This window comes from Streptomyces actinomycinicus (genome assembly GCF_016741775.1).
GTDB classification, from domain to species: domain Bacteria; phylum Actinomycetota; class Actinomycetes; order Streptomycetales; family Streptomycetaceae; genus Streptomyces; species Streptomyces actinomycinicus.
In genome coordinates this window covers 660,391-684,060 of record NZ_JAERRK010000001.1, presented here as the reverse complement: position 1 = coordinate 684,060, position 23,670 = coordinate 660,391, and the positions used below count along the sequence as shown (strand labels likewise).

Here is a 23,670-nt window from a genome sequence, read left to right as displayed (position 1 = left end):
GGGGTTGCACAAGTGGAATCCCCCGAGAGCGCTTGTCACTTGACGACCGCCGACCAGTCCGGCGACTGGGCCGGGTCCAGGCTGCGCAGCGCGGCCAGGGTCTGCGGCTTCTGGGCGTCGAGCCAGTCGGCGAGTTCCTTGAAGGAAACGCACTTGACGCCCTTTTTGGTGCAGATGTTCTTCACCACCTGGTCGACGGACCGCATGTAGATGCCGCCGTTCCAGTCCTCGAAGTGGTTGCCGATGAACAGCGGCGCCCGGCTGCCGTAGTAGACCCGGTTGAAGCCCTTCATGTACGAGTCGACGGTCATCTGCTCCCACTCGGGGAACTTGGCGGGGTCACCCTGGGTCTCACCGTCGGACTGGTTGAACAGGAAGTTGAAGTCCATCGACAGGGCCTGCACATTGTCCGTGTAGGGCAGCAGTTGCAGCGGGAAGTCCCAGATGCCGTCCTTCTTGCCGGGCCATATCTGGAAGTCGCCCGGCGAACTGGCGTCGTAGCGCCAGCCGTAGCTCTTGATGGCCTTCAGCAGGTTCTTCTGGCCCTCCAGGCAGGGCGCACGGCCGCCGGCGACCTCCTTCCTGAAGTCGAAGGGCAGGGCCGGCATGTCCTTCCAGCCGGTGTTGGTCTTCCAGCGCTCCGCGAAGGAGAAGAACTGGTCGATCTCGCTCTTCCACTCCTGCACGCTCCAGTCTTCGCCGCCCTTGGCGTCGCAGAAGTGGCCGTTGAAGTGGGTGCCGATCTCGTGGCCGTCCTCGTACGCCTTGCCCAGCTGCTCCAGCGTGGTGCGGATGTGGTCGTCGGTGGCGTAGTCGATCGCGGCGTCGCCCGCCGAGTGCATGGGGCCGTGGTAGAGCGCCTTCTTGTCCTTGGGCAGCAGGTAGATGCCCGTGAGGAAGAAGGTCATGTGGGCGTTGTACCGGTCGGCCAGCTCCCGGTAGTGCGAGAACAGGTGGTCGCTGCCCTCCAGCGCGCCGTCCCACGAGAAGACCACGAACTGCGGCGGCTTCTCACCGGGCTTCAGGGGCTTCGGCTTCAGCTGCCCCTTCTGCGGGCCCGTGTACGAGGTGGAGCCGTCACCGAGGATCTTGGTCTTGCCGTCCCATTCCGGCGTCGGCGCGGCCGTCGGCGCGGCGCCCTTGGGCTTCTTGCCCGCGGAGGCGGCGGGCGTGGTGCTGTCCGTGCGGGACAGCACCAGGTAACCGGCCACCAGCGAGGCCACGACGAGGAGGGCGGCCAGCGTCAGCACCTGGGGCCGGGTGGCACGGGGCGCGCTGCGACGGCGAGGGGCTCGACGGCGGCCTGTCGTTGACTTGTTGCGGGGCATGCTCGGCTCATTCTGCGGGAGGGGAGGGTGGACGGATCACGGCTCAGCCGATACCCGTCGCGGCCGACCAGAGGGCATACGGGACGCTGTGGGACGTACCGGCCAGACCCTCGAGCGGCAGTGGCTCCAGGGACTTGGCCAGGTCGATGCGGTAGACGACGATCGCGGTGGACACGGAGTCCGCCGTGCCCACGTACCAGGCGGCGGTGTCCTTCTCGGTGGTGCCGGACTTCCCGGACACCCCGGTCGCAGCGGCCGCCGCGTCCGGGTGGGCGTTGCGGAAGGAATCGCCGAGCGCCTCGGTAACCTCCTCGGCCACCTTCGCCCCGACCGCGCGCCTGGGACGCGGGGTGGCCAGCGCGACCGGCGAGCCGTTGCGGGTGATCCGGCGCACGGAGTACGGCTCGGTGTGGTTGCCGTCCGCCGCGAAGGTGGCGTAGCCGCTGGCCATCCGGATCGCGCTCGGCGTGGAGTTGCCCAGCGAGAGGGCGGGCACCTGGGGGCCCATGCTGGAGGACAGCAGTCCGGACGCCTCCGCGGTCTGGCGCACCCTGTCCAGGCCGGTGTCCATGCCGAGCTGCATGAACGGCGTGTTCACCGACTTCCCGAGCGCGTCGCGCAGGGTGATCTGCCCGTATGATCTCTTGCCCTCGTTGTGCGCGGCGACCTTCTTGCCGCTGCGGTCCCAGTACGGCCCCTCCGGCGTGGTGACGGGCACGCCGTCGTCACCGTTGTAGACGCTGTCCGGGGTGACGGGGGTTGCGATGCCGCCGCGGGTCTTGTGCACACCGTGTTCGAGTCCCGCGGCGTAGACGAACGGCAGGAACGCGGTGCCGGCCGGGACGGTGGTCGCGTTGGACTCGTTGTAGCCCTGCTTGCGGTGGTCGGGGCCGCCGTAGACGGCGAGGACGCGGCCGTCCGCGCCCACCGAGGCGGCGCCGTAGTGCCCGTCCTTCGCCGTCGCCGGATCGCTCCGCCTGGCTTCCTTGCGGGCCTTGGTGACGGCGTCGGTGAGCGCCTGCTCCCGCTTGCGGTCGAAGGTCGTGTAGATCTGGTAGCCGCCCAGGTCGAACTGCTTGTCCGTGAGGTGGCCGGCCTTCTTGGCGTACTGCGAGGCCAGCTCCACCAGGTAGTCGCTCTGCGCACCCGTGTTGTACAGCGGGTTGCTCCTGAGCGGCTCGGGGAACTCGGTGTACTTCGCCCGTTCCTGCGGGGACAGTTTGCCGATCTTGACCATGCGGTCGAGGATCCAGGACCAGCGTTCCTGCGCCCGCGCGTGGTTGGCCTTGCCGAGGGTGGGGTCGTAGAGGCCGGCGCCCTTGAGCAGCGAGGCGAGCATGGCCGCCTCGGAGGCGTTGAGCTTGCTGACGTCCTTGCCGTAGTAGGCCTGGGCGGCGCGCTGGATGCCGTAGCTGCCGCGGCCGAACCAGCTGGTGTTGAGATAGCCCTCGAGGATCTGGTCCTTGCTCATCTTGTTGTCGAGCTTGAGGGCGATCATGGCCTCGGTGAATTTACGGCTGATCGTCTGGTTCTGGGTCAAATAAACGTTTTTGACGTACTGCTGGGTAATAGTGGATCCGCCCTCGGTGTCCCCCTGTCCCAGGGTGCGGAACACCGCGCGGGTGATGCCCTTGGCGGAGATACCCGGGTCCGAGTAGAAGCTCTCGTTCTCCGCCGCCAGGACCGCCCAGCGGACGTCCTCGGGGATGTCCTTCAGCGGCATCGCCTGCCGCTGCACCCAGCCCGTGCGGGCCATCGGGGTGCCGTCGGACCAGAAGTAGACGTTGTCCTGCTGCGTGGCGTAGGTGTTGAGATTGCTCGGTATGTCCGTCATCGCGTACGCGGTCACGAGGAACGCGCTCAGCAGACCGAACGAGGTCAGGGTGGCGCCGAACCACTGGCGCCAGGAGGGTATCCAGCGCCGCCAGCCGGTGCGGCCGGGGCGCGGGTAGACCGGCTTCAGACGGCGCGCGTACGGGGCTATTCGGCGCCAGTACGGGGCCAGCGGCGCGACCAGGCGGCCGAGCGCGGCCATGGTCGCGCTCGCCGCCGCGGTCGCGGTGCGCTCCCGCCCGGCGGAGCGCGCGGTACGGCGCCGCTCGGCCCGGCCGCCGCCCGGAGCGGCCGGCTCCGGCGGCGGGGGACGCGCAGCTGCATGGTCTCGTCCGCCCTGAGGGCGTCGACCCTCAGATGCAAGGTCTCGTCGGCGCTCTGCGGCTTCTCGCCACGGCCACCCCCCATGGGGCCGTCCTCCCCCTGCGACGCATCGGTCACGCCTGCGTCTCCCTCCGCACTAGGTCTTGCTCGCGCGGGTGAGCTGAGCATCCTCGCAACGGCGTTCACAAATTATCAGTAAGGTTTTCGAATGCCCCGCACATATGCCGGATAGAAAGCAACACTCATGAAACATTGAGATGCTCCCGGCGGGACCTCGACGGTTAACCTGGGCCCATGCCTCGCTACGAGTACCGCTGCCGGACCTGCGGCGACACCTTCGAACTGAACCGTCCGATGGCGGAGTCCGCCGCCCCCGCGAGCTGTCCCGCGGGCCACGACGACACGGTGAAGCTTCTGTCGACCGTGGCCGTGGGCGGCGTGTCGCGCGCCTCCGCGGCGGCACCGGCGCCGGCGCCCCGGGGCGGCGGGGGCGGCGGGTGCTGCGGCGGAGGGTGCTGCGGCTGAGGCTGCTGCGCCTGAGCGAAATCGGTCTGCATGTGTTGATCTACGGGTGTTGGCCCACGGACGTTCACCCACGCCCGTTGACCGGCACCCGTTGACCGAGAACCGTCGGCCCACGCCCGTTGACCGGCCCCCGTCGGCCCACACGCGTCGGCCCACACGCGTCGGCCCGCGCCCGTTCGCCTACAGCGGTTGGCCCGCCGCCGCCGACCCCCGGGCCACTCTCAGGAACTCCCGCAGGATCCGCTCCCCCGCCAGCACCCCCCGCTCCGGCAACGCGGCGATCTCCGGCGCGGTCCAGCCGCTGTCGGCCAGCTCGCCGTGGCCGGGGCGCCAGCCACGGTCGGCGGCCAGCAGCAGGTCGGCGTCGAGCAGGGAGTCCCCCGCGGCCAGCGTCAGCTCCGCGCCGGCACGGCGGGCGACCTCACGGACCGCCGCGCTCTTGGTGAGCGGCTTCGGGACGGCGTAGATCTTGCGGCCCTGCAGGGACACCGTCCAGCCCCGGTTCTCCGCCCACACCGCCAGCTCCTTCACCCAGTCCTCGGGCAGCAGCTCGCGCTCGACCACCAGATAGGCGAACAGGTCCTCGGCGACCCGGTGCTTGCGCACCCACACCGGATCGGCCGCCCGCAGCAGGTGCTCGCGGACCTCGTCCAGCGGGGCGCACTCGTCGGCCAGCCGCGCCTGCACGCTCCTGTGCCAGTCGGCGTCGGTGACCCCGTCGACCAGCAGGTGCCCGCCGTTGGCGCAGATCGCGTACTTCGGCGGCGGCCCCGGCAGGTTGATGCGCTGGTACTGTTTGCGCGTCCGGGTCGTGGTCGGCACGAAGACGGCCGCGTCGCCGAGGCCGGTCAGCAGCTCGGCCGCGGTCTCCGTCATATAGGAGAGCGGCTTGGCCTCGTGCACCTCCACGCACAGCAGCCGGGGCGCCCGCGCGTCCGGCATGGTCAGCGCGAGGGCCGCCGACGAATAGATGAGCGTCCGGTCGAGGTCGCTCGCCACCAGCACCGGCATCAGACGTGCACCGCCTTCCCGTCGGCGCCCGTGGCGCCCCGTGTGTACTTGGGGTGGATCAGCCCGACACAGGTGTACGGCAGTTCGCCGACCTCCTCCACCGGCACCCCCCGCTGTTCGGCCAGCAGCCGCACATGGTCCAGGTCGGCGCCGGCCCCCGCCCGGGCGAGGATCCTCCAGGGCACCCGGCGCAGCAGCACCCGGGTGGTCTCGCCGACGCCCGGCTTGACGAGGTTCACGTCGTGGATGCCGTACTCCTCGCTGATCCGCTCGACCGCCCGCCAGCCCGCCCAGGTCGGGGCCCGGTCCGCGGCGAGCAGCTCCTTGACCGCGCCGTCGACGGCGTCGGCGACCTCCGGGAAGCGGGCGGAGACGGCGTCCAGGAAGGCCACGGACACGTCGGAGCCGGCCAGTTCCCGGTAGAACTTGGCGCCGTGGAAGTCGTCCGGGCCGACCAGGTCCGCGCGCAGCACCGTTCGCGAAATCAGTCCGGAAACAGTCGAATTGAGGCAGGCGGAGGGGATGAGGAAATCCTCGCGGGTGCCGTAGGTGCGCACGCAGGACCCGGGGTCGGCGAGGACGGCGATCTCCGGGTCGAAGCCGGTGACGCCCTCCCTCTCCTCGAACTCCGCGACGGCCTGGGAGAGTTCGCGGGTGATCGCGCCCTTGCCGGTCCAGCCGTCGACGAACACGACGTCCCGGGGGTCGTGGTGGGCGGCGAGCCAGCGCAGCGCGTTGGCGTCGATGCCCCGGCCGCGCACGATCGACACGGCGTAGTGGGGCAGGTCGAGGCCGTGGCGGAACCGGGCCCAGCGGCGCATCAGGATGCCGACCGGGGTGCCCGCACGGGCGAGGGAGACCAGCACCGGGCGGGGCGACCGCTCGGTGAGGACGGTCTCGGTGACCGCACCGACGGCCTGCGCGATCCGGGCGGCCGAGGCCTGGAGCGCCGTGTGGAACAGCTCCTGGTACTGCGCGCTGGGCTGGTACTCCACCGGCAGCGACTCGGCGTAGTGCGCGCCCCCGCTCTGGATGGCCTCCTCCCGCTCCTCGGTCGGCGCCTCCAGGGTGACGTCGGAGAGGTCCTGCAGCAGCCAGCCGACCTCCTCCGGCGCGTACGAGGAGAATGCGGGGCCACGGAGGGGCTCGGGCAGCATGGCCGGCCTTTCGGGAGCGGGCGGGACGTACGAGGGGACGACCGCCAGCAGGACGTGCGGCACGTGCTCGGCGAGGCGGGCCAGCAGTCCGTCGGGCGCGTGCAGGGCGGGGGTGTCGGCGACCGAGTCGACCACGGCGACGACGGCGTCGAAGCAGCCGCCGGCCACGTTGTAGGCGTAGCGGTCACCGGGACCGTCGGCCGGGTCGTCGTGCGCCGGGAACACCAGCCGGGTGCGGATCGCGTAGCCGGGGTCGTCGACCGCGAGGACGGGCGACCGGGTGGTGGTGGAGAACCGCACCTCGCCCGCGACCCGCCCCTCCAGCTCCCGGGCGAGCCGCAGCGGGGCGTACATCAGCTCTTCGAAGCCGAGGACGAGGACACGGCGGGCACCGGCGGGCAGGGCGTCGGCTATGCGGCCGGCCATGGCGGGCAGCGCGGCCTCCAGACGTTGCCGGTGACCGGGCGTGAACCCGTGCCGGCCGCCGTCGGGGAGGCCGGGGGGCCAGTGCAGGTCGACCGCTCGGATGCCGCCGGACCGGTGCGCCCCGTGGGCGGCGCGGGGCGGGACGTGGTGCGGCTCCGCCGCGAGGGCGCGACCGGTCAGGTCGGCCCCGGTCGCGGCGGCTTCGTACTCCGCCACCAGCCGCTGTCCCCGCTCCAGCACGCCCTCCGGCAGGCGCACCGTCCCGGAGGCCGCGGCGACCAGGTCCACCCGCGCCCCGATGTCCTGCGCGAACCGCTGGAGACGAGCCGTGTCCCCGGCGGACCGCATGTCGACCAGCGCGACCACCACGTACCGGCCCCGCGGATACCGCTCGTGCAGGTCGCGGATGGTGTTGAGCACGGTGTTGCCGGTGGAGAACTCGTCGTCCACCAGCACCAGCGGCCCCTCCCCGGCCAGCAGCCCGGCGTCCTCCGGCAGCAGCAGGTGCGACGTGGCGTGGGAGTGCGACTCCTCGAAGCCGCCCGCGGGGGCGACCCCGGCCACCGGCCGCCGCGTGGAGTGCAGGTACGGCACGGAGCCCAGGCCGTCGGCCACCGCATGCCCCAGCCCGGTCGCGGTCTCCGCGTAGCCGAGGACGACGGCGGCGGCCCCCTCCGCGCCGAGCAGCGCGGCGACCTCGCGGCCCAGCCGGAAGCCGTGCCCGTAGACCACGGACGGCACCTGGGGCACGTGCTTGCCGAGGACGTTCGAGACCAGCAGGTGGGCCCGCCTGGGGTTGCGGCGCAGGGCGAGGCCGAGGAGGGCCGGCAGCCCGTCGTCGCCCACGAGTTCGACCCCGAGCCGCTCGGCGACCCAGCTGCCGGACCAGACCCCGTCGTTCACTGCGTTCTTCATGCGTTCCTTGGAGAGGTGGAGAAAGGTTCAGCCGGGTATGCCGGCGGCGAGCAGTTCCACGAAGCCGACGTCCTCGTGGGCGACGCCGAACGCCTCGGCGCGGAGCAGGGTCCGCTCGGCCCAGGCGCGGTGCGGCTTCACTTCGTTCATCTTGTTCGTGTAGGCCGACCGGAGTACACCCCCGCCGCCGCGTTCCGGCCGCAGGATGTCCTGGGCGTCGCTGAACTCCTCGTGGCTGACCACGGAGAGTGCGTGCACGGGCAGGACGTGGGAGGGGTGGATGCAGGTCTTGCCCAGCAGTCCGTTGGCCTGGTCGAGGGAGATCTCCCGGAGCAGTCCGTCCATGGCGTGCTCAATGAGCTTCTCGCGCAGCTCGGCGGCCTGCACCTGCAGGAAGGGGCTCTGCCGGAGCTGCGGCTTGAACATGCGTTCGGATACGCGGAAGTACTCCCAGACCGGGCCGGTGACGGTGAAGCCGGTGCCGTCCGCACGGGCCAGCATGTTCACTACGTCGGCGATCACGGAGGCGACGATCTGGACGTCGTAGGCGGTCATGTCGGGGGCCCGGCGCAGGCCGTAGGAGGAGCAGAAGTCGGTCACGCCGAGGCGGAGGGCCAGGACCCGGTCGCGGTACTTGTCGACGGCCCGGAAGATGCCCTCCAGGGTCTCCACGCGCGACTCGCGGTAGAGCAGCTCGGGGGACTCCAGGACGGGCATGGCGAAGAACCGCCGGCCGGCGGCCGTCTCGGCCATGGTCAGCGCCTCCAGGAACGGTGTGCCGCGTCCCTCGGTGAACTTGGGCAGCACGAATCCGGACAGCAGCCGGGCGGACGGGCCGAGGCGGCGGACCAGGTCGGGGATCTGCTGGGGGGCGCGCACCCGGATGAACAGCAGGGGCGGCTCCGCGGCGGCGGGGGCACCCGCTGCTCGATCGGGGCCGGGCGTCCGCGAGCGGGCGTCCAGGTCGGCGAACTGCCGGACGAGGTTCTCCTCGGCCGCCATGACGTCCGCGTCGTCGATCGAGTCCTCCAGGCACAGCACCATCGAGACCACGCCGTTCCCCGCCTGTCTGACGATGTCGTCGGCGAGCCGCGGCCGGGTGGCCGGACTGTACAGCGTGGCGCCCAGGGCCGCGGAGAGCAGCCGGGCCGGGGAGTCGGCGGTGAACTCGCACGGCTCCTGATGGAAGAGGCGCTGCCGCACCTCGGGGGCGATGTGCCCGAAATGACGCATAGGACTCCTCGAGCGGTGCGCGCCGAGTCTGTGTGTTCGGTAAAGGGTGGCCGGTAATAGTACGTAGGGATCCATGTCGTGGGTTCCCTGCGGGCATGAATTTCCGGTAACTCGCCCATGTCGGCGGCATCCCACCCCGCATTGTCGTGACCAGGACCGAGAAGGCAGGATGACCGCATGACGCACGCGATGCTGAAGGGGTCGAACGTCCCGCTGGAGGCCACCACGGTGCGCGCCGTGCTGCGCTGGACGCCCGGGCAGGGGGTACCGGACGTGGACGCCTCGGCGCTGCTGCTGGGTCCCGACGGCCGTGTGCGCTCGGACGAGGACTTCGTCTTCTACAACCAGCCCCGGCATCCGTCCGGCATGGTGTGGCGGCTGGGCAAGAAGCGGGTCGCCGAGGGCCTGACCGACACGATCCAGACAGACCTCTCCGGCGTCGAACCGGACATCGGCCGCGTCCTGCTGGTCGCCTCGGCGGACGGGGTGTCCTTCGACCACGTACCGGCGCTGTGCATCATGCTGTACGACGCGGCGGTCGCCGACGGCGAGCCGCTGGCCCGGTTCGAGATCAAGCCGGAGACCGGCGCGGAGACGGCGCTGATCTGCGGCGAGCTGTACCGGCGCGGGGAGGGCTGGAAGTTCCGCGCGCTGGGCGAGGGCTACTCGAACGGGCTGAAGGGCCTGGCCACGGACTACGGCATCTCGGTGGACGAGTCGGAGGGGGCGGACGAGCCGGCGCCGGCCGAGCCGGCGGCACAGCCGTTGCCCCCGGAGCTGCCGACGTCCGCGCTTCCGGCGCAGCAGCCGGCGTACGGGTATCCGCAGCCGGCGTCAGGGCAGCCGGCGTACGGGTACCCTCCGTCCCGGCCGGCGCCGGTGCCGGTGGGGGCCGATCCGAACTTCCGGCTGCCGCCGCAGGGGCCTCAGTTCATCGGGCGGTAGTCGGTTCGCCTGATGGCCCGGGGGTTCCGGTGGTCCGGCGGCTGCGGGTGGTCGTCGGGTGGTCGCGCAGTTCCCCGCGCCCCCGACGGGCGCGTCCGGCTGAGGGTGCTCACTTGTCGGCCTTGGCCTTGTAGCCCCTGCCCCACTGGAGGCCCCAGCCGTACAGGCGGTCCAGTTCGCCCTGGAAGCCGTAGACGAACTTCACCTCCCGGCGGACGATCAGTTCGCCCTTGACGTTCTCGATCATGACGACGGCGCAGGAGCGTGCCTGGGGATGGCGTTCGTCCAGGCCTATCTCGATGCGGGGGCCGTTGCTGGGGTAGAGGGTGACGACCGCGTGCGTACGGTCGAAGGCGGGGGTCTGGTCGTAGATGTAGACGAAGACCAGCAGCCTCTTGAGGGCCTCGCGGTGGTCGAGATTGACGTACATGGTCTCACCGGACGCCGAGCCGAACCGGTCGTCGCCGCTGAGTTTGATGTACGGCGGTGCGTTGACGTCGCCGAGGTACCCGCCGAGCGGCTGTACGACCCCCTTGGTGCCGTCGGCCAGCTCGTACAGGCAGCCCAGGTCGAGGTCGACGTTGACCATGCTCTGCCCGTGGCCGAGGACCTCCGGCGGTTTCAGGGCCTTGAAGGGGTGACGGAGCAGACTGGTGCTCCGGCCGCCGCCGAAGTCGGAGGTCCGCATCCGCCAGTTGAGGTTGATGCGCAGATGGCCGGTGGCCGCGTCCTGTTTGGTGAGGGACACCGTCTGGTGCCGCCTGGTGAGTTCGATGGCGTTGGTCGAGGCGTTGCCCGAGTCGAAGTCGGCGGCGCGCCCGCCCAGCAGTCCGTCGAAGAAACCCATTCCCGCCCCCAGGTACCCGTCATGACGCCGTAGGGGCGGCCGACCACGTCGGCCGCCCCGCTCAGAGCGTTCCTCACCGTCCGGGGCGTCACACCCCGGAGGAGACTTCGGCCTTCTCGTCGGTGCCCTCGCCGGACGCCGCCAGCGCGCGGTTGCGGCGGACCGAGGACCAGAAGGACCAGGCGATCAGGATGACGCCGACGAGACCGGTGATGACCTCGTTGATCTCGTACTGGATGGTGATCATGAGGATCACGGCCAGGGCGCCGATGGCGTAGTGGGCGCCGTGCTCGAGGTAGACGTAGTCGTCGAGGGTGCCCTGGCGGACCAGGTACACGGTCAGCGACCGGACGTACATCGCGCCGATACCGAGGCCGAGGGCCATCAGGACGATGTCGTTGGTGATGGCGAAGGCGCCGATCACGCCGTCGAAGGAGAAGGACGCGTCCAGGACCTCCAGGTAGAGGAACATGAAGAACGCGGCCTGGCCGGCCAGGACGATCGCGGGCTTCTGCTTGCCCGAGCGGGCGGCCTCTTCCTCCTCCTCGTGCTCGCGCTCCTCCTCTTCTTCGAGCTTGTCCTCGAAGTAACCGGAGAGACCGCCGACGATCATGTAGGTGATCAGGCCGGCGATACCGGCGATCAGGACCGTCTGGGCCTTGTCGGCGTGGCCGCCGCCGTGCTGGTGGGCCTGGGTGGCGAAGGTGAAGGACGTGATCAGCAGGACGATCAGGGCGATGCAGACCGACAGCATGTCGACCTTGCCGAGCTTGGCCAGGGGCCGCTCGATCCAGCGCAGCCACTGGATGTCCCGGTCCTCGAAGATGAAGTCGAGGAAGATCATCAGCAGGAACATGCCACCGAAGGCGGCGATCGCCGGGTGGGCGTCGGTGACCAGTTCCTGGTAGCGGTCCTTGTTGTTCAGGGCGAGGTCGACCGCCTCGATCGGGCCCATCTTGGCGCTGATCGCGACGATGACGACGGGGAAGACCAGCCGCATGCCGAAGACGGCGATCAGGACACCGACGGTGAGGAAGATCTTCTGCCAGAAGGCATTCATCTTCTTCAGGATCCCGGCGTTGACCACCGCGTTGTCGAAGGACAGCGAGATCTCCAGGATGGCCAGGATCGCCACGATGCCGAAGGCGGTCCACCCCCCGTAGAACGCCGCCGCGACCAGACCGAGCGCGGTGACCGCGAACGACCAGCCGAAGGTTTTGAGAAGCACTGGCTACCCCATCATGTTTTGGGGGCACCTCCCAGACGAAGTCTGGGGGAGGGTTTCCCCCGCGCCGTACTCAGCTTTACGAAACGTTGACTCCGAAGTCTAGAGCGATGCCTCGGAGACCGGATGCGTACCCCTGTCCGACCGCCCGGAATTTCCATTCGCCCTGGTAGCGGTACAGCTCGCCGAAGATCATGGCGGTCTCGGTGGAGGCGTCCTCGCTGAGGTCGTAGCGGGCCAGTTCCTGGCCGTCGGCCTGGTTCACGACGCGGATGAAGGCGTTGGAGACCTGCCCGAAGGTCTGGCCGCGCTCGTCCGCCATGTGAATGGAGACGGGGAAGATGATCTTGTCGCACTGCGTCGGCACCTTGGCGAGGTCCACCAGGATCGACTCGTCGTCGCCCTCGCCCTCACCGGTGAGGTTGTCACCGGTGTGCTCGACGGAGCCGTCGGGGCTCTTGAGCTGGTTGTAGAACACGAACCACTCGTCGCCCAGCACTCGGTTGCCCGCGCCGCACAGCAGGGCGCTGGCGTCCAGGTCGAAGGGGGCGCCGGTGGTGGAACGCGCGTCCCAGCCGAGCCCGATCAGGACGTTGGTGAGGTTCGGTGCGGCCTTGGAGAGGGAGACATTGCCTCCCTTGGCGAGTGTGACGCCCATGATGCTGGTCCTCCCCTGGTGGTACTTCCCTGGTTGTCCTGCACGTCCGGCGCCGCCCGTAAACGGTGCGGCGCCGGAATCGGGGGCTCTGACGCGTCAGACGTTGACGCCGAAGTCCTGTGCGATGCCGCGCAGGCCCGAGGCGTAGCCCTGGCCGATGGCGCGGAACTTCCACTCCGCACCGTGCCGGTACAGCTCGCCGAAGACCATGGCGGTCTCGGTGGAGGCGTCCTCGCTCAGGTCGTAGCGGGCGATCTCCTGTCCGCCGGCCTGGTTCACGACGCGGATGAAGGCGTTGCGGACCTGGCCGAAGGACTGCTGGCGGTTCTCGGCGTCGTAGATCGAGACCGGGAACACGATCTTCTCGATGTCGGCCGGGACGCCGGCCAGGTTGACCTTGATCTGCTCGTCGTCGCCCTCGCCCTCACCGGTGAGGTTGTCACCGGTGTGCTCGACGGAGCCGTCGGGGCTCTTGAGGTTGTTGAAGAAGACGAAGTGCTGGTCGCTGATGACCTTGCCGGAGTTGTTGAGCAGCAGCGCGCTGGCGTCGAGGTCGAAGTCCGTGCCGGTCGTGGTCCGCACGTCCCACCCCAGGCCGACGATGACGGCGGTCAGGCCCGGGGCCTCCTTCGTCAGCGATACGTTGCCGCCCTTGCTGAGGCTGACTCCCACGGGTCCTCCATGTGGTGTTCAGGGGCGGGGAGCCCCGTCGTGCTTCGGATATGGGATCAACGTGCCGATCCTAGTGACGGGTTCCCGCCCTCCGGAGACCCTGGACCTGAAGATTCACAGGTGTCGGGCCGTCGGGGCTCACAGGGTGTCGAGCGCCTTCACGTACTCGTTCAGGTCACGGGCGTCCGGCAGGCCGTTGACCACGGTCCACCGCACGACGCCCTCCTTGTCGATGATGAAGGTGCCCCGGACGGCGCAGCCCTTGTCCTCGTCGAAGACGCCGTACGCGCGCGAGACGTTGCCGTGCGGCCAGAAGTCGCTGACGAGCGGGTACTCGAGGTCCTCCTGCTCGGCGAAGACGCGCAGGGTGTGGATGGAGTCGTTGGAGACGGCGAGCAGCTGGGTGTCACGGTCCGAGAACTTCGGCAGGTTGTCGCGCAGCTCGCACAGCTCGCCGGTGCACACGCCGGTGAAGGCGAAGGGGTAGAAGAGCAGGACGACGTTCTTCTCGCCGCGGAAGTCCGAGAGCTTCACGGTGCGGCCGTGGTTGTCCTTGAGCTCGAATTCGGGCGCCTTGTCGCCGACCTGGATCGCCATGGTCGTGCATCCCTTCGGTGGGCTGTTCGGGGTGAGAGCACAGCAAACGCTCGGGTCCACCCTACGCAGTGATCACCGCGGGGTACCGGACGGGCCGGGTGGCCGGCCCGTCCGGTGGTGACGCAACGGTCACTTCTTGGGCTTGGCCGCCTTCGGCGTGGCCAGCCGGCTGCCGCTCCAGTCCTTGCCGACGCTGACGCTCTTGGACGCGGTCAGGCCGGCCGTCGTGGCGGCGTCCTGGATGTCGCTCGGTTCCACGTACCCCGAACGGCCGGTCTTCGGCGTCAGGAGCAGGATCGCGCCGCCCTCTTCGATGTACGTGGTGGCATCCACCAGCGCATCCGTCAGGTCGCCGTCGTCGTCACGGAACCACAGCACAACGGCGTCGGCCACGTCGTCGTAGTCCTCGTCCATCAGGTCGCCTTCGACGGCTTCCTCGATGGCCTCGCGGAGCTCCTGATCGACGTCGTCGTCGTAGCCGATCTCCTGGACCACCTGCCCGGGCTGGAACCCCAGCCTGCCGGCAGGGTTCGTCCGCTCCTCCGCGTGGTCCGCGGTCGCGCTCACGGGGTGCCTCCTGATCATGTCTTGGTGAATATCTCAGCCACGCGCGTGCGCGAAGCATTGGCCGTAGTCCACACGGGCGGGACGGATCGCGCAAGTACCCGGCCGTCGGGACCGTCGAAACGGTGACGATCCCGGCCGTGTCGCCGCAACTCCTGGCACCGTATCCCGATTCCTCGTGGCCCACATCACACCGATGTGCCCGGTTTGCGCGATTTGGAATCATCCTCCGTTGCGCCACTCGAACAACTTTGCCAAACGCGTCACACCTCGGGCGTATCGTTGCAAGTTGACTGGTGGAGACGACGGTGGAGATGACGTACGCCTTCCCGAGGTACACGATGGGGAACGGTGTAGGCACGTGCAAAAAGACTGGCCCTCTGACAGGTAAGGAACAGCGTGGCTTCCGGATCCGATCGCAATCCGATCATCATTGGCGGCCTTCCGAGTCAGGTTCCTGACTTCGATCCCGAAGAGACCCGGGAGTGGCTCGACTCCCTGGACGCCGCCGTCGACGAGCGCGGCCGGGAGCGGGCCCGCTATCTCATGCTGCGCCTGATCGAGCGGGCGCGCGAGAAGCGCGTGGCCGTGCCCGAGATGCGCAGCACGGACTACGTCAACACGATCCCCACCCGGGCCGAGCCGTTCTTCCCGGGCAACGAGGAGATCGAGCGCCGGATCCTGAACGCGACCCGCTGGAACGCGGCCGTCATGGTCTCCCGCGCCCAGCGCCCCGGCATCGGCGTCGGCGGCCACATCGCCACCTTCGCCTCCTCGGCGTCCCTGTACGACGTCGGCTTCAACCACTTCTTCCGCGGCAAGGACGAGGGCGACGGCGGCGACCAGGTCTTCTTCCAGGGCCACGCCTCCCCCGGCATCTACGCGCGCGCGTACCTGCTCGACCGGCTCACCGAGGTGCAGCTGGACGGCTTCCGCCAGGAGAAGTCGAAGTACCCGAACGGGCTGTCCAGCTACCCGCACCCGCGCTCGATGCCGGACTTCTGGGAGTTCCCGACGGTCTCCATGGGCCTCGGCCCGCTCGGTGCCATCTACCAGGCACGCATGAACCGCTACATGCAGGCGCGCGGCATCGCGGACACCTCCAGGTCGCACGTATGGGCGTTCCTCGGCGACGGCGAGATGGACGAGCCGGAGTCGCTCGGCCAGCTCACCCTGGCCGCCCGCGAGGGCCTGGACAACCTGACCTTCGTCGTCAACTGCAACCTGCAGCGGCTGGACGGTCCGGTGCGCGGCAACGGCAAGATCATCCAGGAGCTGGAGTCGGTCTTCCGGGGCGCCGGCTGGAACGTGATCAAGCTGATCTGGGACCGCACCTGGGACCCGCTGCTCGCGCAGGACCGGGACGGCATCCTCGTCAACAAGATGAACCGGACCCCGGACGGCCAGTTCCAGACGTACGCCACCGAGTCCGGCGACTACATCCGCCGGCACTTCTTCGGCGACGACCACCGGCTGCGCGCGATGGTCGAGAACATGACCGACGACCAGATCCTGCACCTGGGCCGCGGCGGTCACGACCACCGCAAGATCTACGCGGCGTTCAAGGCGGCCACGGAGCACACGGGCCAGCCGACGGTCATCCTGGCCAAGACGATCAAGGGCTGGACGCTGGGCCCGAACTTCGAGGGCCGCAACGCCACCCACCAGATGAAGAAGCTGACGGTCGACGACCTCAAGCGCTTCCGGGACCGCCTGCACCTGCCGATCTCCGACAAGGAACTGGAGTCCGGCCCGCCGCCGTACTACCACCCGGGCCGGGACTCGGAGGAGATCCAGTACATGCACGACCGCCGCAAGGGGCTCGGCGGTTACGTCCCGACCCGCCTCGTGCGCTCCCAGCCGCTCGCCCTGCCGGACGACTCGGCGTACGCGACCGTGAAGAAGGGCACCGGCCAGCAGTCCATCGCGACGACCATGGCCTTTGTGCGCCTCCTCAAGGACCTCATGCGGGACAAGGAGATCGGCAAGCGCTTCGTGCTGATCGCGCCGGATGAGTACCGCACGTTCGGCATGGACTCCTTCTTCCCGAGTGCGAAGATCTACAACCCGCTCGGCCAGCAGTACGAATCGGTCGACCGTGAGCTGCTGCTGGCCTACAAGGAGTCGCCGACCGGCCAGATGCTGCACGACGGCATCTCGGAGGCGGGCTGCACGGCCTCGCTGATGGCGGCGGGCTCCGCGTACGCCACGCACGGCCAACCGCTGATCCCGGTGTACGTCTTCTACTCGATGTTCGGTTTCCAGCGCACCGGCGACCAGTTCTGGCAGATGGCCGACCAGCTGGCGCGCGGTTTCGTCCTGGGCGCGACCGCGGGCCGTACGACCCTGACCGGCGAGGGGTTGCAGCACGCGGACGGCCACTCGCAGCTGCTCGCCTCCACCAACCCGGCGTGCGTGGCGTACGACCCGGCGTACGCCTATGAGATCGCGCACATCGTGCAGGACGGCCTGCGCCGCATGTACGGCAGCTCGGCCGAGCACCCGCACGGCGAGGACGTCTTCTACTACCTCACCGTCTACAACGAGCCCATCCAGCACCCGGCCGAGCCGGCGAACGTGGACGTCGAGGGCATCGTCCGGGGCGTCCACAAGCTCAGTGAGGGCACCGGCGGCTCGGTCCCGGCGCAGATCATGGCGTCCGGCGTGGCCGTGCCGTGGGCGCTCGAGGCGCAGCGGATGCTCGCCGAGGAGTGGAACGTCCGGGCGGACGTGTGGTCGGCGACCTCCTGGAACGAGCTGCGCCGGGAGGCCGTGGCCTGCGAGGAGTACAACCTGCTGCACCCGGAGGAGGAGCAGCGGGTGCCGTTCGTGACGCGCAAGCTCAGCGGGTCCGAGGGTCCGTTCGTGGCCGTGTCCGACTGGATGCGATCGGTTCCGGACCAGATCTCGCGCTGGGTGCCGGGCACGTACCAGTCGCTCGGCGCCGACGGCTTCGGCTTCGCCGACACCCGGGGCGCGGCGCGCCGTTTCTTCCACATCGACGCCCAGTCGATCGTGGTCGCGGTGCTGACCGAGCTGGCCCGTGAGGGGAAGGTCGACCGGTCCGCGCTGAAGCAGGCCATCGACCGGTACCAGCTGCTGGACGTCTCGGCGGCGGATCCGGGGGCGGCGGGCGGCGACGCGTGACGCTGCGCTCGGCTCAGGCCGACGAAGCGGAGGAAGCCGAGGCCGAGGAAGCCGAGGAAGCCGAGGCCGAGGAAGCCGACGAAAGGGTCGTGGGGAACTGCGGGCCGGTGGGGGCCTGTCGCGCAGTTCCCCGCGCCCCTTCGGGGCGCTGAGGGCGCTGGGGGGCGGTCCGCGCGCTTCGGGGGGCTGAGGGCGCTGGGGGGCGGTCCGCGCCCTTCGGGGGGCTGGAGGCGCTGGGGGGGGCGGTCCGCGCGCTTTGGGGGGCTGGAGGCGCTGGGGCGGTGGGCTTGGGCTTCACCGCCCTTACTCTTTCTTTACGATTGCGGGCATGGAGCAACTGTCGGCGCAGGCACGGTGGGAGCGGCACACCCAACGGCCGCTGTTGGCGCTCGCGGTCGCCTTCGCCCTCGCGTACGCCGTTCCGATCGTCGACACGTCCGCCGGCCACTCCCTGACGGCCGCGTGCACGATGGTGGAGTGGCTGGTGTGGGCGGCGTTCGCCGTCGACTACCTGATGCGGCTCGCCCTCGCCCCGCGGCGCAAGGAGTTCGTCCGCCGCCACTGGCTCGACCTGTGCGCGGTGGTGCTGCCGATCCTGCAGCCGCTGCGGCTGCTGCGGCTCGTGTCCACGCTGATGCTGGTCGGACGGCGGGCCCGGATGGCTCCGCAGATCCGGCTGACGACGTACGTCGTCGGCGCGGTGGTGGGTCTGCTGATGTTCGGATCGCTGGCGGTGCTGTCCGTGGAACGGGAGTCGCCGCACGGGAACATCCGGACGCTGGGTGACGCCGTGTGGTGGTCCTTCACGACGATGACGACCGTCGGCTACGGGGACCACGCGCCGACGACCGGACTGGGGCGGATGATCGCGGTCGGGCTGATGCTGTCCGGGATCGCCCTGCTGGGTGTGGTGACCGCGAACATCGCCGCGTGGTTCATCTCGCGCTTCGAGAAGGACGACGTGGAGGAACGGCGGCAGACCGAGGCGATCGCCTCGCTGACCGAGGAGGTCCGTCTGCTGCGCGCCGAGGTGGCCCGGCTGGCCGGCGAGCGTGAGCGGCAACGGCACTGAACCGGTGCCCCCCGGCGGCGCGTTACAGCAGGCCGTTCCCCCATGTGGCCGCGCCCAGCAGGGCGATGAGGGCGAGCAGCGTGTCGATGGCGCCCAGGATCAGGGCGACCAGGGCAGGGACGTCACGGTCGTTGGACCACTTGCGCCCCATGGACTGCCAGCCGCAGAACATCGCGACGGGACCGAGGACGATCCCCAGCGCGAAGAATCCCGCCACCGCACAGATGGCTCCGATGATCCCGAGCGTCGCACGGTCCGGCCCGGTCCGTTGCCACGTCCGGCCACGTGACCGGGGGTACCCGCGCGTTCCGAAGCCCGCCATCATCAACTCCCTGAGGCATCTGGACAGTTCGGCTCCACGGTGCGGGTACCCCGGTTCCGCCGGGGCAGGCCTGCGCGCGCTGTCCCCCTCCAACAGCGCGCGCCGCGGCCCGGTCGTCCCCCCATGCCCTGCGGAGGACTTGACCCACTGTGACCTGCGGCGCGTGCCGAGTGCGAGGAATCTTTAGCGGAGTCACCCTGATAGGGGAAACTTCGCCGGCAGGAGACGGGAGACGGGCGTCAGATGTGACCCACGCCCGCGCCCGCGTCCGTGTTCGCGCCCCGCTTGGTGAGCAGCGCGACGAGGACGGCGACCGCCGCCACGCCGGCCGCCACGAGCGACGCGAGGCTCATGCCGGTGATGAACGTGTGGTGGGCGACCTCGGTGATCTTCCCGGCGATCGGCCCCGGCGTGCCCTTGGGCACCGGAGCCACACCCTGCTGGACGGCCTCGGCAGCCTGGTGCAGCTGCTGCGGGGCCAGCTTCGGCAGCCCCGCGCCCGTCCAGTTGTCCCCGAGGGTGCTGTCGACCTTGGAGGCCATCACGGCGCCCAGCACGGCCGTGCCGAGGCTGCCGCCGATCTGCATCGCCGCCTGCTGGAGACCGCCGGCGACACCGGACAGCTCCATCGGCGCGTTGCCGACGATGACCTCCGTGGCGCCGACCATCACCGGCGCCAGGCCCAGGCCGAGGAGGGCGAACCAGACGGACATCAGTCCGCTGCCGGTGTCCTCCTTGAGCGTGGACATGCCGTACATGGCGATCGCGGTCGCGGCCATGCCGCCCGCCAGCGGGATCCGCGGGCCGAGCTTGGTGATCAACGCGCCCGCCAGCGGCGAGCCGACGATCATCATGCCGGTCAGCGGCAGCAGGTGCAGGCCCGCGTCCACCGGGCTCATGCCGTGCACGTTCTGCAGGTAGAACGTGACGAAGAACAGTCCGCCCATGAACGCGATGGCCATGAGGACCATCAGCACGACACCCGCGGACAGCGGCACCGAGCGGAACAGCGCGAGCGGGATGAGCGGCTCCTTCACCCGCGTCTCCCAGAAGGAGAACAGGGTGAAACCGACGACGGAGGCGATGATGAACAGCCACGTCCGGCCGTCGCCCCAGCCCCACGCCGGGGCCTTGATGAGGGCCCAGACCAGGCAGAACATCGCGCCCGAGAGCAGCGCGATGCCGAGCAGGTCGAAGGAGCGCGGGGCGTTCTCGGCGCGGTGGTCGAGGAGGATCAGCAGTCCCAGCACGAGGGCCGTGGCGCCGACCGGCACGTTGATGAAGAACACCGACTGCCAGTTGACGTGCTGGACGAGGACACCGCCGAGGATCGGGCCGCCCGCGGTGGACGCGCCGATCACCATGCCCCAGATGCCGATCGCCATGTTGAGCTTCTCGGCCGGGAAGGTGGCCCGCAGCAGGCCGAGCGCGGCCGGCATCAGCAGCGCGCCGAACAGTCCCTGGAAGACCCGGAAGGTCACGACCGCGGCGATGCTGTTCGACAGGCCGATGGCACCGGAGGCGGCGGCGAACCCGGTGACGCCGATCAGGAAGGTCTGCCGGTGCCCGAAGCGGTCGCCCAGCTTGCCGGCGGTGATCAGGGAGACCGCCAGGGCCAGGAAGTAGGCGTTGGTGATCCACTGCAGCTGGGCCCAGCTGGCGTGCAGATCCCTGCCGATGGCCGGGTTGGCGATGGCCACGATGGTGCCGTCGAGGGCCACCATCATGACCCCTACGGCGACGGTGAGCAGAGTGAGCCACGGATGGCCGCGCAGCCCCGTGGCCGGGGTCGGCTCCGACGGGGCTGCCGGCGCTTTGTCCCCGGGCCCCGTGGTGTCGATGGTGGTCTGACTAGTCATACTTCCGAGGCTAGTGACAGTCGCTGACAGTTGACAAACCAATTCACAAGGCGGTTACTGACACGACATCGGCCGATAGGCTGAACAGGCCGGACGTTCACGGGAGAGGTCATGGAGACGCTGCGCGAGCGCAAGAAGCGGCGTACTCGGGAAGCACTGCTGCGGGCCGCTCTGGAACTGTTCACCACTCAGGGGTACGAAGAGACGACCGTCGACGAGATCGCCGACGCCGTCGACGTCTCGCAGCGCACCTTCTTCCGCTACTTCGCCGGCAAGGAGGACGTGGCCTTCGCCGTCCAGGCGACGACGGAGGCGGCCTTCGTGGCGGCCGTACGCGCGCGTCCGCCGCAGGAGGCGCCGATGCAGGCGCTGCGGCAGGCGTTCCTGGAGGGCTGGGACGCGATCCGCGAGACCGTCGAGTCCGCCGTCCCGGTCGAGCTGTACCTGCGCATGTACCGCACGATCGACTCCACGCCCGCGCTGCTCGCCGCCCATCTGCGCCGCTCGGCGGCGACGGAGGAGACCCTCGCCCGCGTGCTGGCCGAGCGGGAGGGCGTCGACGTGGACACGGATCCGCGGCCGCGGCTGGCGGTGGCCGTGTTCGGCGGGGTGATGAGGGTCTCCGAACGGCACTGGTGGACGAGCGGGGACTTCCGCCTTGAGTCGATCCGCACACTCACCGCGGTGTACCTCGATCAGGTGGGTTCGGCGCTCACCGGCAACTGGCGCGCCACGTGAGGCAGTCGGGCAGATCACCGGCACCGGGCCGGGCGCTCATCGAAACGTGATACCTGTCACTCGGTTACCGCGAGACCCTCTCGTTCTCCTAGTGTGTCCTCCCAGTGACTTCCTTCGACACCTCCCCGCAACTCAACGTCTGGCGCGCAATGCTGGCGCTGGCCGTGGTGTTCGTGATGCTCGCGACCACCGGCTGGACCGCCATGCGCAGCCACCGGGAGTCGACCGCACTGCAGGCCTCGCTCGACAAGTGGGCGCACGGCCGCGTCCACGGCCACCACCTGCCGGACCCCGAGGCCCCGCCGGCCCGCCTCGCCCGGTTCTTCGCCTCCCTCACCCCGCAGGAGCGCGACCGCCTGGCCCACCGCTACCCGCTCGCGGTCGGCAACATGAACGGCGCCCCCGTCTCCCTGCGCTACGAGGCCAACCGCATCGCCCTCGGGCAGGCCCGCAAACACGAGCGCAAGCGCATGCACGACAGCCGGCTCAGCACGGCGGGCCAGCAGGACGCGGGCCGCCGCATGCACCGCTACGAGGACCTGCTCGGCACCGGCCGGAAGATCCTGGCCTTCGACCCCGAGGGCTCGGGCCGGGTCGCCGAGGTGTTCGGGAACCTCACCACGGCGCAGCGGATCTCGGTCGTCGTCCCCGGCGTCGACACCGACCTGCTCACCTTTCAGCGGACGAACCGCAAGTACAGCGCCCCGGTCGGCATGGCCCAGGCCCTGTACGCGGCCGAGCGCGCGGCGAGCCCCACGACCCGCACGGCCGTGATCGCCTGGGCCGACTACACCTCCCCCGACGGGCTCGGTGTGGACGCGGCCACCGGCCTGCGCGCCCAGGAGGGCGCCGTACGGCTGAACAAGATGGTGCACGGCCTGCCCGGCCGGGCCCCGGTGTCGATGTTCTGTCACAGCTACGGTTCGGTGGTCTGCGGGGTGGCCGCGCGCGGCATGCCGCGCCGGGTGGCCGACATAGCCGTCGCCGCGAGCCCCGGCATGCGCACCACCAGCGCCGCCGGCCTGGGCACCACGGCCCGGGTATGGGCCATGCGGGACGCCACCGACTGGGTGCAGGACGTGCCGTACCTGGAGCTGGGCGGCCTCGGGCACGGCGCGGACCCGGTGTCCGCGGCGTTCGGGGCGCGGGTGCTGTCGGCCCGCGACGCCCAGGGGCACAGCGGCTACTTCCTGCCGGGCACGGACAGTCTGCGCAACCTCGCCGACGTCGGCGTGGGCGCGTACGACGAGGTGACGTGCGCACGGGAGAACGATGCGTGCCGGTCCGGTCTGTCCGGCGCGATGACGGCCGGACGCGCGTAGAAACAGCAGGAAGTGCGGTCTGCGCGGGTGGCGACGGAGGAGCACGTGCCGCATACGATGAGCCGCATGGGTGACGTACTGGCGGGTTTTCATGCCGTCTGGGAGTTCGAGTCCGACTCCGTGCTCATCCGCTACGAACGGGGGATTCGGACACCGAAGCTGTTCCAGGCGCTCGGCGAGCGGCGGATCCCGTTCTCCGCGGTCGAGGAGGTGACCCTCGCCCCGGGCAGACGCGGCACGGTCGTCCTGCGCCTGAGGACCCGCCCGGGCGCCGATCCGCTGATGGACGCGGCCGACGGCCAGCTGAAGGAGGGGTCCGACCCGTACCGGCTGGTGCTGCCCGCCGAGCGGGAGACCCTCGCCGAGTACTACGCCGACGAACTGAAGGGCCTGCTGACCGAGTCCGGGCCGGCCGAGCGGCACCTGGTGGCGGCGCCCGAGGTGCCGTTGCAGTTCAAGGCCTACGACGGGAAGGCGTCCTTCGACGGCACGTCCGTGCAGTTCCGCTGGTCGTGGACGGGCGCGTCCTCGGCGAAGTGGAAGGCCGGCGACCAGAGCTTCGCGGTCACCGAACTCAGCGGGGTGGAGTGGCGGTCGCCCGAGGTCTTCGAGGGGCATCTGCGGCTGCTCCCCCGCGACCCCGCTTCCGGGCGGGCGGCGCAACCGGACCAGGACCCGGCGGCCGTCGTCTTCGGCCTCGGGTACGGGCCGGTGCACGAGTCCCTGCCGTTCGCCGCTGCCGTGCTGGCCGCGGTCCGCTCGCGCGGGGCTGCCGCCGCGGTTCCGGTCGCCCCGGCGCGCCGCGACCCGGCCGACATCGCGGAGCGCATCCGGCACCTCGGGGAGCTGCACCAGGCCGGTCTGGTGACCGACGAGGAGTTCACCTCCAAGAAGGCCGAACTGCTGGCCGAGCTGTAGCGCCTGCCGGGACCGGTCCGCCGGCGGACGCG

At 70.1% G+C, this 23,670-nt stretch carries 20 protein-coding genes; 7 read left to right on the top strand and 13 right to left on the bottom strand.

What is annotated here, in order from left to right; all coding sequences use genetic code 11:
* Positions 1-35: 35 nt before the first annotated feature.
* Both JK359_RS03015 and JK359_RS03010 read right to left on the bottom strand, forming a co-directional pair.
* Positions 36-1,328 carry a polysaccharide deacetylase family protein gene (locus JK359_RS03015; protein WP_201831265.1) on the bottom strand — a complete coding sequence of 431 codons (1,293 nt, stop codon included), beginning with the start codon at positions 1,326-1,328 and terminating at the stop codon, positions 36-38.
* A 43-nt stretch (positions 1,329-1,371) separates the two neighbouring features.
* A complete protein-coding gene (locus tag JK359_RS03010) occupies positions 1,372-3,363 on the bottom strand; it encodes a transglycosylase domain-containing protein (protein WP_201831263.1) in 1,992 nt (663 codons plus the stop codon).
* 416 nt (positions 3,364-3,779) lie between these two features.
* Between JK359_RS03010 and JK359_RS03005 the strand changes: the two genes are divergently transcribed.
* Positions 3,780-4,010, top strand: a complete 231-nt coding sequence (locus JK359_RS03005; protein ID WP_201831261.1) for an FmdB family zinc ribbon protein — start codon at positions 3,780-3,782, stop codon at positions 4,008-4,010.
* A gap of 180 nt (positions 4,011-4,190) precedes the next feature.
* On the opposite strand, the gene JK359_RS03000 is transcribed toward JK359_RS03005, so the two are convergent.
* The 3 genes from JK359_RS03000 to JK359_RS02990 are packed head-to-tail and all read right to left on the bottom strand — an operon-like array spanning position 4,191 to position 8,752.
* Positions 4,191-5,021: an HAD family hydrolase gene (locus tag JK359_RS03000; protein ID WP_201831260.1), complete on the bottom strand. Its 831-nt coding sequence runs from the start codon at positions 5,019-5,021 to the stop codon at positions 4,191-4,193.
* On the bottom strand, positions 5,021-7,519 hold the full coding sequence (locus JK359_RS02995; protein ID WP_201831259.1) for a phosphoribosyltransferase: 2,499 nt from the start codon (positions 7,517-7,519) through the stop codon (positions 5,021-5,023). Before JK359_RS02995 ends, JK359_RS03000 begins: the two co-directional genes overlap by 1 nt.
* A gap of 27 nt (positions 7,520-7,546) precedes the next feature.
* Positions 7,547-8,752, bottom strand: coding sequence for an HpcH/HpaI aldolase/citrate lyase family protein (locus tag JK359_RS02990; RefSeq protein ID WP_201831258.1), 1,206 nt, complete (start codon positions 8,750-8,752; stop codon positions 7,547-7,549).
* 177 nt (positions 8,753-8,929) lie between these two features.
* Between JK359_RS02990 and JK359_RS02985 the strand changes: the two genes are divergently transcribed.
* Positions 8,930-9,697, top strand: coding sequence for a TerD family protein (locus tag JK359_RS02985; RefSeq protein ID WP_201831256.1), 768 nt, complete (start codon positions 8,930-8,932; stop codon positions 9,695-9,697).
* Between the two features lie 109 nt (positions 9,698-9,806).
* Here the strand turns inward: JK359_RS02985 and JK359_RS02980 are convergent, their stop codons facing one another.
* From JK359_RS02980 to JK359_RS02955, 6 genes are all read right to left on the bottom strand, one after another.
* Positions 9,807-10,544 carry a TerD family protein gene (locus JK359_RS02980; RefSeq protein ID WP_201831254.1) on the bottom strand — a complete coding sequence of 246 codons (738 nt, stop codon included), beginning with the start codon at positions 10,542-10,544 and terminating at the stop codon, positions 9,807-9,809.
* A gap of 88 nt (positions 10,545-10,632) precedes the next feature.
* The gene (locus tag JK359_RS02975) at positions 10,633-11,772 is read right to left on the bottom strand and encodes a DUF475 domain-containing protein (protein WP_201831252.1); all 1,140 of its coding nucleotides are present in this window, start codon (positions 11,770-11,772) and stop codon (positions 10,633-10,635) included.
* A 76-nt stretch (positions 11,773-11,848) separates the two neighbouring features.
* Entirely contained in the window at positions 11,849-12,427 is a 579-nt protein-coding gene (locus JK359_RS02970) for a TerD family protein (protein WP_201831251.1), read from the bottom strand.
* A 96-nt stretch (positions 12,428-12,523) separates the two neighbouring features.
* Positions 12,524-13,099 (bottom strand): calcium homeostasis/redox stress adaptation protein, encoded by a 576-nt coding sequence (locus JK359_RS02965; RefSeq protein WP_201831249.1) that lies wholly within the window; start codon positions 13,097-13,099, stop codon positions 12,524-12,526.
* Positions 13,100-13,237: 138 nt separating this feature from the next.
* Positions 13,238-13,696, bottom strand: a complete 459-nt coding sequence (locus tag JK359_RS02960) for a peroxiredoxin (RefSeq protein ID WP_201831241.1) — start codon at positions 13,694-13,696, stop codon at positions 13,238-13,240.
* 129 nt (positions 13,697-13,825) lie between these two features.
* Positions 13,826-14,263, bottom strand: a complete 438-nt coding sequence (locus JK359_RS02955; protein ID WP_201831239.1) for a DUF3052 domain-containing protein — start codon at positions 14,261-14,263, stop codon at positions 13,826-13,828.
* 396 nt (positions 14,264-14,659) lie between these two features.
* On the opposite strand from JK359_RS02955, the gene aceE reads away from it, so the two are divergent.
* Together aceE and JK359_RS02945 are read left to right on the top strand one after the other, a co-directional pair.
* Complete coding sequence (gene aceE / locus JK359_RS02950) at positions 14,660-17,407, top strand: pyruvate dehydrogenase (acetyl-transferring), homodimeric type (protein ID WP_201831237.1); 2,748 nt, start codon at positions 14,660-14,662, stop codon at positions 17,405-17,407.
* A 328-nt stretch (positions 17,408-17,735) separates the two neighbouring features.
* Positions 17,736-18,479 carry a potassium channel family protein gene (locus JK359_RS02945; RefSeq protein WP_201831232.1) on the top strand — a complete coding sequence of 248 codons (744 nt, stop codon included), beginning with the start codon at positions 17,736-17,738 and terminating at the stop codon, positions 18,477-18,479.
* Between the two features lie 22 nt (positions 18,480-18,501).
* On the opposite strand, the gene JK359_RS02940 is transcribed toward JK359_RS02945, so the two are convergent.
* Positions 18,502-18,804 carry a small hydrophobic protein gene (locus tag JK359_RS02940; RefSeq protein WP_201831230.1) on the bottom strand — a complete coding sequence of 101 codons (303 nt, stop codon included), beginning with the start codon at positions 18,802-18,804 and terminating at the stop codon, positions 18,502-18,504.
* A gap of 236 nt (positions 18,805-19,040) precedes the next feature.
* Complete coding sequence (locus JK359_RS02935) at positions 19,041-20,660, bottom strand: MFS transporter (protein WP_201831228.1); 1,620 nt, start codon at positions 20,658-20,660, stop codon at positions 19,041-19,043.
* 111 nt (positions 20,661-20,771) lie between these two features.
* Between JK359_RS02935 and JK359_RS02930 the strand changes: the two genes are divergently transcribed.
* The 3 genes from JK359_RS02930 (at position 20,772) to JK359_RS02920 (ending at position 23,638) form a co-directional block, all read left to right on the top strand.
* On the top strand, positions 20,772-21,398 hold the full coding sequence (locus JK359_RS02930; protein ID WP_201831226.1) for a TetR family transcriptional regulator: 627 nt from the start codon (positions 20,772-20,774) through the stop codon (positions 21,396-21,398).
* Positions 21,399-21,502: 104 nt separating this feature from the next.
* A complete protein-coding gene (locus JK359_RS02925) occupies positions 21,503-22,720 on the top strand; it encodes an alpha/beta hydrolase (RefSeq protein ID WP_201831224.1) in 1,218 nt (405 codons plus the stop codon).
* 66 nt (positions 22,721-22,786) lie between these two features.
* Entirely contained in the window at positions 22,787-23,638 is an 852-nt protein-coding gene (locus JK359_RS02920) for a DUF4429 domain-containing protein (RefSeq protein WP_201831222.1), read from the top strand.
* The last annotated feature ends 32 nt before the right edge of the window (positions 23,639-23,670 follow it).

What these genes read in the sequence shown, in the direction of transcription:
- JK359_RS03010 (WP_201831263.1), bottom strand. Translation starts at nt 3,363, where the DNA reads ATGGCCGCGCTCGGCCGCCTGGTCGCGCCGCTGGCCCCGTACTGGCGC.
- JK359_RS02940 (WP_201831230.1), bottom strand. Translation starts at nt 18,804, where the DNA reads ATGATGGCGGGCTTCGGAACGCGCGGGTACCCCCGGTCACGTGGCCGG.
- JK359_RS02960 (WP_201831241.1), bottom strand. Translation starts at nt 13,696, where the DNA reads ATGGCGATCCAGGTCGGCGACAAGGCGCCCGAATTCGAGCTCAAGGAC.
- JK359_RS02970 (WP_201831251.1), bottom strand. Translation starts at nt 12,427, where the DNA reads ATGGGCGTCACACTCGCCAAGGGAGGCAATGTCTCCCTCTCCAAGGCC.
- JK359_RS02990 (WP_201831258.1), bottom strand. Translation starts at nt 8,752, where the DNA reads ATGCGTCATTTCGGGCACATCGCCCCCGAGGTGCGGCAGCGCCTCTTC.
- JK359_RS02930 (WP_201831226.1), top strand. Translation starts at nt 20,772, where the DNA reads ATGGAGACGCTGCGCGAGCGCAAGAAGCGGCGTACTCGGGAAGCACTG.
- JK359_RS02935 (WP_201831228.1), bottom strand. Translation starts at nt 20,660, where the DNA reads ATGACTAGTCAGACCACCATCGACACCACGGGGCCCGGGGACAAAGCG.
- JK359_RS03015 (WP_201831265.1), bottom strand. Translation starts at nt 1,328, where the DNA reads ATGCCCCGCAACAAGTCAACGACAGGCCGCCGTCGAGCCCCTCGCCGT.
- JK359_RS02920 (WP_201831222.1), top strand. Translation starts at nt 22,787, where the DNA reads ATGGGTGACGTACTGGCGGGTTTTCATGCCGTCTGGGAGTTCGAGTCC.
- JK359_RS02985 (WP_201831256.1), top strand. Translation starts at nt 8,930, where the DNA reads ATGACGCACGCGATGCTGAAGGGGTCGAACGTCCCGCTGGAGGCCACC.
- JK359_RS02995 (WP_201831259.1), bottom strand. Translation starts at nt 7,519, where the DNA reads ATGAAGAACGCAGTGAACGACGGGGTCTGGTCCGGCAGCTGGGTCGCC.
- JK359_RS02945 (WP_201831232.1), top strand. Translation starts at nt 17,736, where the DNA reads ATGGAGCAACTGTCGGCGCAGGCACGGTGGGAGCGGCACACCCAACGG.
- JK359_RS03005 (WP_201831261.1), top strand. Translation starts at nt 3,780, where the DNA reads ATGCCTCGCTACGAGTACCGCTGCCGGACCTGCGGCGACACCTTCGAA.
- JK359_RS02980 (WP_201831254.1), bottom strand. Translation starts at nt 10,544, where the DNA reads ATGGGTTTCTTCGACGGACTGCTGGGCGGGCGCGCCGCCGACTTCGAC.
- JK359_RS03000 (WP_201831260.1), bottom strand. Translation starts at nt 5,021, where the DNA reads ATGCCGGTGCTGGTGGCGAGCGACCTCGACCGGACGCTCATCTATTCG.